Origin of the sequence: Enterococcus sp. DIV1283b, assembly GCF_051710965.1 — a bacterium.
In the GTDB taxonomy this organism is placed as follows: domain Bacteria; phylum Bacillota; class Bacilli; order Lactobacillales; family Enterococcaceae; genus Enterococcus_B; species Enterococcus_B lactis.
Map to the genome: position 1 here is coordinate 297,525 of NZ_JBIOLR010000001.1, position 12,206 is coordinate 309,730.

A 12,206-nucleotide genomic window follows, 5' to 3' on the forward strand; every position below is an offset into this window, starting at 1 on the left:
TCGTTTATAATAACAATTAAAAGCATAGGTAATTGTTATTGGAGGCGCATCATGGATTTTTTACGTAAATTTGGTTTTTTCTTTTTACTATTAGGCGTGTTGAGTGATTTTTTGACTCCGTACGTATTAGGATTGTATTATCCTGAATTAGATCAAATGAAGAGTGTGATCAGTGTATTTGGAGAGATTTCCAGTCCTGTAAGAAAGGCGTTTCTTATTTGGTCAGTGGTTTCAGGGATTTTTTTCATCCTGTCATTGCCTGCATTGTATGCTGCATTTGCAAGTACATCTCGTGTGCTAGCTACCCTAGTTACAGCATCTATCGGTTTTTATGGTATAGGTGATTGTATCTTTACAGGTTTGTTCAGTATCAATACCCATGAATCTTCGTGGAATGTCTCGACATGGGTCCATAATATCGGATCAGGTTTAGGTTACAGTGGTTTTTTATTGTTTCCAATTCTTCTTTTCTTGATCTATCGAAAAAATGGGCAAATGGACGTAAGCCACTTATACCTTGGACTGTCTGTGATCAGTTTGCTTTTTGCGGCGATTTATGGTCTGGCAAGAATTCCTTCTATAAATTCTTGGCCATTACTGAATAAAATAGGATTTTGCCAAAGAATCAGTTTTTTCTTTAATTATGTGCCCATTGCCTGGTTGAGTATCTTGCATCTCAAACAGTAAAACTTGAGCCGTCAAATTGAACAGTCAGCGGACATTTCGTCCGTTGGCTGTTTTTTTGTTTTTCTGAAATAAAGTTCCATAAATTTCTTGTAGAGCTTTTGTTTTAGCGTATATTAACTGAGAAAGAGTAGTGTATGATTTCTCAGGTTATTTTAATCTTTTATTTGGTCTAGTTCTCCTTATAAGAAAAAATTATAGTGAATATAGAAGGTGATGGAAATGAGTGTAATACAATATCAAGAAAGCAAACTTCGAAGAGTAGCGATCCTGAACAGACTGTCCAATTTCGAGCATGTAAGTTACCAGCAACTTTCTGAAGAATATTATGTTTCCAGAAGCAGTATCGCAAATGATATTTCTTACATCAAATATGTATTTGCGAAAGAAGGGTTGAATCTCAGTTTTGATCGTTTCGGGACATATTTTGAAGGAAATGAAATACAGGTTCAGAAGGTACTAAAGCGTATGATCCTGAATCATTTTGATGAATTGGAGATCGTAAGAGAAATAGTGGATCGAAAGCTTCTAGCAATAGTCGAACGATCTTTTCGCGAGAGCATTGCAGACAAGCAAATTGAGATACCAGAAAGCTACTTTTCAAGTATCATTGTTTCGATCTTATTGATGATCCAGCGTTCAAGAGAAGGGAAGAAAATCAGTTTAAAAGGTAAAAATCAATATGGAAAGTATTTTTTAGAATTCAACAAATATCCCCTCGTTTGTGAATTGTTACATCAGTTAGAGGAACAGCGTATTTACCAATTTTCGCAAGAAGAAGTACAGTATTTGACTTATGTTATTGTGGGAAGTGGTTTACGCTTTTTCATGAAAAATGAAACGATCCCTTTAGTATTTAGAGAAAAAATCCGGCAATTGATCCAAAAAGTGAGTAGAGGCATTCAGATAGATCTTACCCAAGATAGTCGTTTAGAAGAAGATCTGCTTGTACATCTGTATCAGCTGCTTTTACGTATTGAGGCTCAAACGACCATCGTAAATCCTTTGATAGATGAGATAAAACAAAATTATCCTTCTTTGTATGGTGTTGTCTGGTTTGCGTTAAATGATTTTCGCTGGCCTTATCAAGTAAGCTTGTCCGAAGATGAAGTAGGTTTTGTAGCTATCCATTTCCAAGCAGCAATCGAGCGTGTCAAACGATTAAATAGACTCTTATTCGTATGTCCCAATGGCATGGGAACCAGTTCATTTGTTTCTGCAAAAATCAGAAGAATCTTACCTGATATCGATAGTATCGAAACAGCATCTGTCGATAAATTGAACAGACTAGATTTGTTTGACGTAGATTTGATTATCTCCACTGTCGATATACCTAAACAAATTAGACCAGTAGTAAGAATCTCGCCAATGGTTACTGCTAGAGATATGAAACGTATCATGAATCATTATATCGATCTGGTCATAGATAACGAACAAATAAACATCGAAGGCTCGATATCTGAAAAAGTGAAACATCTTATTTCCTCTAATGTCTATTTTGATCACTTTGATTCAAAAGAAGCTGCTATCCGTTTTTTGGTTGATCAGCAACAGTTTGAGAATGAAGATTCGAAACAGCGATTTCTCCACTCTATTTTTGAACGTGAGGAAATCCAATCAACATACTTGGAGAATGGTTTTGCTATTCCTCATGGCAATCCTAATGTCGTAGAACAAACTTCGGTTGCTGTATTGATAGCAGACAAGCCATTTTCATGGGGATATCAAAAGGCAGATATCGTTGTTCTGCTAATGATCCGAGAAGAAGATGTGAAAGAAGTCGAACCTGTGATGAAAATGGTCATGCAAGGAATAGAGGATAAAAATTGGTTTATTTCAAAAATGTTGGAGGTCAGAGAATGAGTACTATCAATAAATTGCTGCCGAAAAATCAAATCCAAGTAATAGAAACGGCTGAAAATTGGATGAAAGCAGTCGAAATCGCTAGCAATCCATTATTAAAAAACAAAATGATAACGCATACGTATTTAGAAAACATGATCAGAAGTGTAGAAGAAAATGGACCATATATGGTGTTGGCTGATTATTTTGCGCTGATGCACGCAAAACCAGGTCTTGGAGTAAACGAGCAAAGTATGAGTCTTTTAGTCGTAAAAGATGCCGTGGATATGAAAGGGAAACCAATCCATATTTTTTTGGTTTTAGCTGCCAAAAACCACGAAAGCCATCTGGAGAGATTAAAAGATATCATGGAAATATTTATGGACAATGAAAAGTATCAAACGATTTTATCAGGAAATAAAGAAACAATCATTCAGTTATTTGCATAAGGAGGAAGAAAAATGAAAATTTTAGCAGTATGTGGATTTGGTGTAGGGAGTTCTATGGTTTTGAAAATGTCTCTTGATAAAGTAATTAAGGAGCTTGGTTTAAAGGCGACAGTGGAAAATACAGATTTATCCACTGCCAAAGCAACGATGGCAGATGTTTATTTTACAAGTCATGAATTACTTCCAGAACTAAAAGCTTCTGTAAAAGCGCCTGTTTATCCTATAAAAAAGTATATGGATACTTCAGAAATAAAGGCGCAATTGGAACAATATCTAGCTGATAAGGGGGAATAAAAGAATGAATTTCATTAGTGAACACATCTTGAAGAATCCGCCCGTCTTGTTAGGTTTGATTGCGATGCTCGGGCTGATCATCCAGCGAAAATCATTTTCAGAAACGGTTAAGGGAGCTTTGACCGCTGCATTTGGTATGGTTGCTTTGACCGCCGGAGTCAATATGCTGGTCGGTACGATTTCTCCAATCAATATAGCTGTCCAAACACAGTTGGGTGTAGAAGTGACAGAAGGACTATCTGATGTGACGTTTACTGCAGAATATGGCGGGACGGTCGGATTAGCTATGTTTTTAGGATTGATTATCCATTTATTGATTGCTCGGTTTACACCTGTGAAGACGATCTTTTTAACAGGTCATATGCTTTGGTGGTTTCCTTTCGTATTTGTATCAGCTGGTGTGGAAGCAGGACTGTCAGGGGGAGCATTGATTGGAATCAGCGGGATTTTATCGGCTTGTTATTGGTCTTTCATGCCGTGGATCATGCGCAAATATGTCTGGGATGCTACGGGAGATGATTCTTTCCTGATTGGTCATCCAACGGGTGTTTTGTCTTTAGTTTCAGGATTTGTAGCAAAACGAGTAGGAAATAAAGAAAAATCGACAGAAGATATCAAAGTACCTGAGAATCTTTCATTTTTCCGAGAAATCTCAATTACAGGTGCACTCGTCATGTTCTTGATGAATACCGTAGTTGGGATCATCGCACCTGTTTTGATACCAGAAGGGGATAATCTCCTGATGTTTTCGATTGAAGCAGGGTTGAATTTTGGTGCAGGACTACTCATTATGCTATATGGTGTCCGACTACTGATCAATCAAATCATTCCAGCGTTTCAAGGGATTGCAGAAAAAGTCGTACCGGGAGCGAAACCAGCATTTGATGTGCCTATTTTATTCAATTATCGACCAAATGCAGTGATTATCGGTTTTATCGTGGCAATGATCACTTCTACGATTTTAGTTGTTTTGGCGAATTCATTCCATCTATTCGGCGTGTTGCTTGTGCCATTAGTAATCACAAGTTTCTTTGAATGTGGTGGTGCAGCAGTCATCGGTGAAGGTCAAGGTGGCTTTCGTGGAGCGGTTGTCGGAACAATCGCAGCTTCATTTGTCATGGTCGTATTAGCTGGTTTTTCAGCTATTGTTTTTAGTACGACGATCCAAAGCTGGATATTGATTTTCGGCGGAAATGATTTGTCGTTATGGGGAATGATCGGTAGAGGATTCAGCGGTTTGTTTGGAGGGTTCTAGATGTTCAAATATATGGATAAAATCAAACAGTTATTAGATTTGGTTGAAAAGGAAGAAAAAAAGTCAATCAAAGAAGCAATCGATGTATTGACCCAAGCGAATCTGCAAAAAAGTTCGGTCTATATTTTTGGTGCTAGTCATGCTGGTATCTTAGCGGAAGAGATGTATTATCGGGCAGGTGGGATGATGACCATCAATGCTATCTTTGGACGAGAAGTAATGCTAGATCGTTCCCCTATCACCTTTACCAGTCAAATGGAACGTTTAGAAGGATATGGAACGAATTTAGCAAAAACAGTTTCATTTAAAGATCAAGATGTATTGATCCTTCACTCAGTATCGGGAAGAAACCCAATCATTATTGATTTAGCGTTAGCTGCCAAAGCGAAGGGCGTAAAAATCATTAGTTTGACGAATGTCCAATATTCACGATCGGTGACTAGTCGTCATTCATCAGGGAAACGATTGTTTGAGGTTTCTGATATAGTTATCGATAACCATGGGGATATAGGAGATGCTTGCTGTGAGCTGACAGGTATCGTACAAAAAGCCGGTCCTTCCTCTACTGTAATCGGTGCAGCCATCCTCAATACGATCATCGTGGAAGTTTGCGAACAGCTTATTGCAAATGGGATAAAACATCCTCCTATATTTTATTCGGCGAATTTAGACGGGGGCGATCTGCGAAACGCAGAATTATATGAGGAATATAAAGAAGTGATTCATTATGAATTCATGTAATTCATAATGGCAATTTATCTTTTAGAATATAAGTGAAATAAAATGGGACTGCGACAAAAGTATTGTCACAGTCCCTTATTCCGAACAAAGGGTGTTCCAGAAGTATCTTTTGGAAATAAACCCAAATTTCTTGAAGTTGCCCACTTCTGACACAATTTCTTGAATTATTTAAAAGGAAATCGTTTTTTCAAGATAATAGTGAATAAGAAGATGATCCATCCAACGATAGTGAGTATCCAACCTGTCATTAAACCAGGTGTATGATAGATCAGTTTGATTTGATGATTACCTGGATTGAGGAGTAATCCTGTATACATATAATTCGATTGGATAATTGGTATTTTCTTTCCGTTATCATAAGCAGTCCATCCTTTTTCATAAGGGATGGTTAATAAAAGCAGTTTTTCTTTTTCCAGATTTAGTTCACCAGATACTTCATTTGCCGAAAAATGAACATTCTGAAGTGTGTTTTCCCTTAATTTAGCTATTTCCGTACTTAATTGACTATAGTCACGCGTATATAACTCAATAGAATCAAATGTATAGACTCCTTGATTTCTAAAGCTGACTTGAATAGTTTGATTAGGTTGCACTGCCCCTAAATTAAGTAAGGAATTTTTGATCCCTACGTACCATCCTTGATATTGATTTCGAAAATTAAACTCTTTTGACAGTTGTCCATAAGTTACTTTTAAATACGTGGCAGTCTCAGTTGGAAGAAATAATCCTGGTTGTGTATTAGGATAATTTATTCCCTTAAACCGTAGAAACAAATAATTATTTGTCAAATCAGATGGAGCGTCTACAGAGAACGTAACAGTTGCATTGTTCTTAGAAACGATATACTGATTTCCTTTTATCTCTACTCCATCCGTTTGCTGTATATGATCGTTCAGTTTTTTGATTCCTTTATCGGTAATCTGATTTTTCTTTAGACCAGAGATATCTTTATTTACAATAACACTTTTTGTCATACTATCCATAATAGCTAATGAACTAGTTTGAGTATCATTTTGTTTGATATAGGAATCGTACGTATAGCCAAAAGGTAGGAAATTTGTATTCTGATAGATTTCTACATCTTGACCATTTTTATTGATTGTTTGTAAATAAGTATAACCAAAAGGAACATCTTGATTAGTGTCAGTTTTTAGTTTTGCGTAATATTTGCTATTTGCTAAAGTGCCCAATTCTGCACGACTATCTAGCCCATAATATTCATAGTCACTGTTGATATTGTTCTCAATAGACTTATTGAAGGAAAAAATATTTTTATTTGCTAAACTAAAATAAAAATTCGTACTATTTATTCCCCTTAACAAAGCATTGTTTTCTTCGGAACGAGGATTTCCAGTTTTAGACAATTCATACCGAGACCAGTCAGTATCTTTATTGATAATATCTGAGATAGCTGAACTTTTTGGTGCCCAATAATCATTTTCTACGATATTTTTATCAGTATAACTGTTAATGATAAGGGGATTGATTTTGATATTTGTTTGAAAGGCTCCATAAACTAGAGCATTCAAAAATACCAGTATACTCAACGCGATTTTTGTTTTTTTTGAATTAGCAAACAATAAAAAGATAGTTGAATAGAGCAACAGGAAGATCAAACCGATATAAGGCGGTACATTTCGCTTATAGTTTGCAAAAGTGAAAAGGATAAAGAAAAAGAAAACAATAGAAGAAATATGCACAAACCGTTTTCTTTTTGATAAATCAGTTGCGGATTCAACTAAAACAGGTAAGTATTTTGCTGTTAGAAAAGCCCAAAAGAATGCATAACCAAACATCCAACGATTCGTGCTATAAGAGAATCCGTTGAAAAGACTACCAAAAAATGGAAAGAATAAGAAAATAGTCAACAAGCTAATGGCAAAAAGATCAAGTCTTGCAAAATTACTTTTTTGCTTAGAACGATATAAAATAACGGATAATACAAAAATGATGATTGGGAAAAAGGCTGTGACAGTTGAGGCTTCTCCTCCGTAAACTGGTGAAATAAAGTTTTTCACAAAATTCAAATAAAATGATTTCGTGTAAAAAGGTAAGAGCGTTGAATGAATCTCCCCGCGTCCAGCATTGAAAAATTGATTAATTACGGGAATGAAAATAACGGAGCCCATCATTATTCCTAATACGTAACTACCAATAGATTTGAATAAAAGAGAAAACAACACTTTATAGTCTTTTAAAGTATAAAGTTCAAAATATCTGTAAACAGCGTATAAAAAGATTAAGATAGAAAGCATATAAAAGAAATAAAAGTTGCTGATAACAGAAATGAAAATCATAAACGTAAAGAATTTATATCCTCTTTTCTCGAAGATATACTCAAGCCCCAAACATAGCAATGGTAGATAAATCATCGGATTGATGAAGTAAGGGTGTTTCCAAGCAGAACTTAGTACGAAACCAGAGAATACATAAATGAATGTGGCGATAAAAGTTTGATAGTTGGCCATTTTCTTATATCGAAGAAAGATCGATATAGAGATTCCGGAAAAGAAAATGCGTAACATGATTGCTAATGAAAAGGCAAATTCTGCATACTTTGGTTTAGCAAATACTGCTAATAGTGAAAAAGGATCACCAATGATATAGTAATGTAATGTTCCTAAAATATCTTGACCATAACCAATACTAAAATCATAAGTTGGGATAGAAAAGTTATGATCAATCAAAATATTTTTGATTATTTCCCGAATATATTCGCCAAAATAAACAAATGAAACAAAGTGTTGGGATTGACCATCCCATAGCTCAACAGGGGCTTTTCCAGCAATAGGCCACCACATATAAAGACTAACGATAACGACCCATAAGCAGATGCTTAAAATAGAATAGTAAGTGAAAGCATCTTTTTTTAACAGTTTTTTCAAAACAAGTTCCTCCGATAATAGATTAAAGAATATATATCAAGTATAGACAATGAGAATTAGGAAAACTAGCATTATTTTAAAATGAGTATCTGAAAATCAAGGAGACATCAATAGTTTGCAAGCTACGCTATTTAGATTATGTTATACTCATGAAGCAAATAAATTGTAACTGATCATAAAGGAGTTAAATAAATATGAGAAACATCAAGTTGACAATCGAATATGACGGAAAAAGATATTCAGGCTGGCAAAGACTTGGAGATGACGATAAAACCATCCAAGGGAAAATCGAAAAAGTGTTGCATCAGATGACAAATGAAGAGATAGAAATTATTGGATCAGGAAGAACAGACGCCGGCACGCATGCGCGAGGACAAGTGGCAAATTTCAAAACAAACACAGAAATTGGACTGGCAGAAATGATCGACTTTATGAATCGTTACCTTCCGCGGGATATTGTCATCAAAAGAATCGAAGAAATGCCCGAGCGTTTCCATGCAAGATATAATGCGGTGGGCAAAAAATACAGCTATTATGTTTGGAACAACGTGATTCCTTCAGCATTTGAACGAAATCACAGCTTTTATTTTCCTCAAGAGTTGGATATGGATAAGCTGAATGCAGCTTGCGAAAAATTGATGGGTACACATGATTTCATTGGTTTTTCTGCATTGAAAAAATCCAAAAAATCTACGGTACGTACGATTGATGAATTATCTATCGAACGAAAGGGAGAAATGCTTCATTTTACTTTTGTCGGAGACGGATTTCTATATAAAATGGTGCGAATCATCATGGGAACATTACTAGAAATCGGTACAGGTGCCATGCCGATAGAAACAATCGATGAAATATTCGAAAGCAAAGTGCGGCAGCATGCAGGAGAAACCGTCCCTGCACAAGGTCTGTTTTTGGATGAAGTTTATTATCGTTCATAAAAAAAGAATCATCTTTACTCGACTTCTGAGAACTGGAGAACATCCCTTTTTTCAGAGGTCGTTTTTTAGTTAAACCAAACCATAGACCATAGAGTATGCTTTTTAAGATAAAGATCATCTTATATCATCTGAAGCCGCTTATCTTCTTTGAATAAATACGATTCAATCGCTTATTTCCTCACTTTATGATAAATTACAGCTAAAGTCACTAGCTTGTCTTCTTCGGAAAGGAGGAGAGTCTATGGATAAGGAACAAGTATTCATTCAAACACTTTATAATCTGATTTTAAATCCGAATACACGAGATTGGGAACGAAAAGTATTGATTCAGACAAAGAATGACATAAGAGAAAATACATCCGCTAAAGAACAGTTAACAAAACTAGAAGCAACACTACGTCCATTAGCTATCCGGATGAATCTAACGCCTGACGTAATGGATTTTTATTTATTGCTTACAGAAGGAGTTGACACGCAGCAAAAATATGACTTTTCCAAGCATGCTATGCAAGATGCTGACTATCAAGAACGTGCAGTATTTGCAGGGGGATGTTTCTGGTGTATGGTCGAGCCGTTTGAATCGAAAAAAGGGATCCTATCTGTTTTGTCAGGATACACGGGCGGACATGTTGAAAAACCAAATTATGATCAAGTGAGCGGTGGCTACACAGGTCATATGGAAGCTGTGGAGATCATTTATGATACGAGAGAGATAAGTTATAGCGATTTATTGACAATCTATTGGCAAATAACTGATCCCACAGATGCCTTTGGACAATTTCAAGATAGAGGGAAGCAGTACCGTCCGGTGATTTTTTATCAAGACGAACGTCAGAAAAAATTAGCGGAGCAATCGAAACAGGAACTAGTCAGTTCAGGAACGTTCCGCCAACCAATCGTCACAAAAATTGAACCAGCTGGTACGTTTTGGTCAGCAGAAAATTATCATCAGCAATTTTACAAAAAACAACCGAAACGCTATAAAAAAATTCAGCAAGCACGTAAGCAATTTCTGATTTATCAACGAATAAAAAACAAATGGTAAAAAAATACAAGAAAAAAACATTTTGACTAACTCCTTTTCTTTAAAATGTAGTAAACTAAAAGCAGAATAAAAGAAAACGTTTTAAAAATGGTAAGGAGGAGAAAATTTGTATATTGCAGATAGTGCACGTTATGAAAAAATGGAATATCGTAAATCCGGTCATTCAGGTTTGAAATTACCGATTTTATCTCTCGGATTATGGCAAAATTTTGGTGATTATGATCCTATCCATAACCAAAGAGAGATTTTGAGAGGCGCATTCGACATGGGAATTACCCATTTCGACCTTGCGAATAATTATGGAGGCCCTGCTGGAGCTGCAGAGAAAAACTTCGGGCGTATTTTTAGAGAAGATTTTCAAGCCTACCGTGATGAACTGATTATTTCTAGCAAAGCAGGTTATCATATGTGGGAAGGTCCATACGGAGAATGGGGCTCTCGTAAATCTATCATTTCAAGTTGTGATCAGAGTCTCCAAAGAATGGGGCTAGATTATGTCGACATCTTCTATCATCATCGTCCAGACCCTGATACACCTTTGGAAGAAACAGCAGAAGCATTGATGCAACTTGTAAGACAAGGAAAAGCATTATATATTGGTATATCCAACTATAATGGAGAAGATACCAAAAAAATGACTGAAATTTTAAAAAGAAAAGAAGCACCATTCATTATTCATCAGATGCGCTACAATATGTTTTCTCGTGAACTACTAGAAGACGACTTATCTCCAGTATTAGAAGAAGAAGGTCTAGGAGCAATCACGTTCAGCCCGCTTGCCCAAGGTTTGCTGACAAATCGTTATCTGCATGGGATTCCTGAAGATTCTAGAGCACATCGTAAGGAAATACCATTCCTTTCAGAAGAACAGGTTGGATCAACTCTGGAAAAAATCAAAGCACTGCAGACAATCGCCGTATCACGAGGGCAATCATTAGCGCAAATGGCCCTTGCATGGAATTTGCGACAAAAATCTGTTACGAGTGTACTGGTTGGCGCAAGTCGGTTAAGTCAGTTACAAGAAAGTGTTCGAATGATGGATAATTTAGATTTTTCACCAGAGGAAGAATTGAAAATCGACCAAATTCTAGAATAGATACGATGTAATCAAATTTTTTATCCATCTATCAAAAAATGTCATCAAGAATCGAATGAAGATCATCTATTATTGAACATCATACGTTTTGTCGTTCAAAATAAAAATGATCGAAGGCTAGGAGTGAATTTTATCCTAGTCTTTTTTTATGGTAAATAGCTTCGTTTGTATATCCATGAACGGATTAATCGATTTTTTTATACAAAAAATCATCAGATGATTCAAACGTGTTATAATAATTACGAAAAAATACGTCAGATGAAAAGGAGGTATGTGGTTTGGAAGAAAATAAAACCCTAGTAGAAGTAACCACGGACAAGATCCTTAGATATTTAAAGGAAAAGCAGTTGCAAGTAGGGGATAAGTTGCCGAATGAATATGAGTTGTCCGATTATTTAGAGGTAGGACGCAGCACGGTGCGAGAAGCTGTCCGAGCGCTTGCTTCTAGGAATATTCTTGAAGTTCGGCAAGGAGCGGGGACATTTGTCAGTGATAAGCGAGGGATTGCTAATGATCCGCTCGGTTTTTCTTTGATTGAAGATCAGGACCGGATGATACGAGACTTGTTTGAGCTGAGATATTTACTGGAGCCAAAGATGGCAGGGTTAGCGGCGGAATATGCAACGAAAAATCAAATCAGCCGAATGAAAAGCTTAACGCAAAAGATTGAAACGTCTTTTCGAGAAGGTACACAAGATCATGTTCAATTAGACATCGATTTTCATACGACGATTGCAGAAGCTAGCGGAAACGTAGCGTTACTGCATATCATTCCAATCATTAATGAATCGATTGCTTTATTTAACAAAAATTATGATATCCAGCATTTGAAAATCGAGACGATCGATATCCACACAGAAATCGTTCAGGCTATCGAGAGGCGGAATGTACTTGCGGCATTTGATGCGATGACTGTCCATATGGCAACAAATCGGAGAGAATTACAGAAAATAATTGGGAAGAAAGAAACTAATTGA

General features: G+C 36.2%; 11 protein-coding genes. 10 read left to right on the top strand and 1 reads right to left on the bottom strand.

Annotation, left to right across the window (positions count from 1 at the left end):
- Positions 1–51 precede the first annotated feature (51 nt).
- The 6 genes from IGJ53_RS01455 to IGJ53_RS01480 all read left to right on the top strand — a co-directional run bounded on the left by IGJ53_RS01455 (position 52) and on the right by IGJ53_RS01480 (position 5,265).
- Complete coding sequence (locus IGJ53_RS01455) at positions 52–687, top strand: DUF998 domain-containing protein (RefSeq protein ID WP_002375148.1); 636 nt, start codon at positions 52–54, stop codon at positions 685–687.
- Positions 688–906: 219 nt separating this feature from the next.
- Positions 907–2,547 carry a BglG family transcription antiterminator gene (locus IGJ53_RS01460; protein ID WP_098041290.1) on the top strand — a complete coding sequence of 547 codons (1,641 nt, stop codon included), beginning with the start codon at positions 907–909 and terminating at the stop codon, positions 2,545–2,547.
- On the top strand, positions 2,544–2,975 hold the full coding sequence (locus IGJ53_RS01465; RefSeq protein ID WP_002292322.1) for a PTS sugar transporter subunit IIA: 432 nt from the start codon (positions 2,544–2,546) through the stop codon (positions 2,973–2,975). Before IGJ53_RS01460 ends, IGJ53_RS01465 begins: the two co-directional genes overlap by 4 nt.
- A gap of 12 nt (positions 2,976–2,987) precedes the next feature.
- Complete coding sequence (locus tag IGJ53_RS01470) at positions 2,988–3,269, top strand: PTS sugar transporter subunit IIB (RefSeq protein WP_002292323.1); 282 nt, start codon at positions 2,988–2,990, stop codon at positions 3,267–3,269.
- A gap of 4 nt (positions 3,270–3,273) precedes the next feature.
- Positions 3,274–4,524, top strand: a complete 1,251-nt coding sequence (locus tag IGJ53_RS01475) for a PTS ascorbate transporter subunit IIC (RefSeq protein WP_010731818.1) — start codon at positions 3,274–3,276, stop codon at positions 4,522–4,524.
- Positions 4,525–5,265 (top strand): sugar isomerase domain-containing protein, encoded by a 741-nt coding sequence (locus tag IGJ53_RS01480; RefSeq protein WP_002375142.1) that lies wholly within the window; start codon positions 4,525–4,527, stop codon positions 5,263–5,265. It abuts the gene before it with no gap.
- Between the two features lie 164 nt (positions 5,266–5,429).
- Here IGJ53_RS01480 and IGJ53_RS01485 read toward each other — a convergent pair whose 3' ends face one another.
- Complete coding sequence (locus IGJ53_RS01485) at positions 5,430–8,150, bottom strand: YfhO family protein (RefSeq protein WP_259742036.1); 2,721 nt, start codon at positions 8,148–8,150, stop codon at positions 5,430–5,432.
- A 194-nt stretch (positions 8,151–8,344) separates the two neighbouring features.
- Here IGJ53_RS01485 and truA point away from each other — a divergent pair, with 194 nt between their 5' ends.
- The 4 genes from truA to IGJ53_RS01505 all read left to right on the top strand — a co-directional run bounded on the left by truA (position 8,345) and on the right by IGJ53_RS01505 (position 12,206).
- Complete coding sequence (truA, locus tag IGJ53_RS01490) at positions 8,345–9,088, top strand: tRNA pseudouridine(38-40) synthase TruA (RefSeq protein ID WP_002375139.1); 744 nt, start codon at positions 8,345–8,347, stop codon at positions 9,086–9,088.
- A gap of 241 nt (positions 9,089–9,329) precedes the next feature.
- Complete coding sequence (msrA, locus tag IGJ53_RS01495; RefSeq protein ID WP_086323696.1) at positions 9,330–10,133, top strand: peptide-methionine (S)-S-oxide reductase MsrA; 804 nt, start codon at positions 9,330–9,332, stop codon at positions 10,131–10,133.
- A gap of 139 nt (positions 10,134–10,272) precedes the next feature.
- Positions 10,273–11,229: an aldo/keto reductase gene (locus IGJ53_RS01500; protein WP_002348342.1), complete on the top strand. Its 957-nt coding sequence runs from the start codon at positions 10,273–10,275 to the stop codon at positions 11,227–11,229.
- 278 nt (positions 11,230–11,507) lie between these two features.
- Positions 11,508–12,206, top strand: coding sequence for a FadR/GntR family transcriptional regulator (locus IGJ53_RS01505; RefSeq protein ID WP_002316012.1), 699 nt, complete (start codon positions 11,508–11,510; stop codon positions 12,204–12,206).

Bases quoted from the DNA above. Each gene is read 5' to 3' on its own strand.
- msrA (WP_086323696.1), top strand. From the start codon at position 9,330: ATGGATAAGGAACAAGTATTCATTCAAACACTTTATAATCTGATTTTA.
- IGJ53_RS01500 (WP_002348342.1), top strand. From the start codon at position 10,273: ATGGAATATCGTAAATCCGGTCATTCAGGTTTGAAATTACCGATTTTA.
- IGJ53_RS01460 (WP_098041290.1), top strand. From the start codon at position 907: ATGAGTGTAATACAATATCAAGAAAGCAAACTTCGAAGAGTAGCGATC.
- IGJ53_RS01465 (WP_002292322.1), top strand. From the start codon at position 2,544: ATGAGTACTATCAATAAATTGCTGCCGAAAAATCAAATCCAAGTAATA.
- IGJ53_RS01455 (WP_002375148.1), top strand. From the start codon at position 52: ATGGATTTTTTACGTAAATTTGGTTTTTTCTTTTTACTATTAGGCGTG.
- IGJ53_RS01480 (WP_002375142.1), top strand. From the start codon at position 4,525: ATGTTCAAATATATGGATAAAATCAAACAGTTATTAGATTTGGTTGAA.
- IGJ53_RS01470 (WP_002292323.1), top strand. From the start codon at position 2,988: ATGAAAATTTTAGCAGTATGTGGATTTGGTGTAGGGAGTTCTATGGTT.
- truA (WP_002375139.1), top strand. From the start codon at position 8,345: ATGAGAAACATCAAGTTGACAATCGAATATGACGGAAAAAGATATTCA.
- IGJ53_RS01475 (WP_010731818.1), top strand. From the start codon at position 3,274: ATGAATTTCATTAGTGAACACATCTTGAAGAATCCGCCCGTCTTGTTA.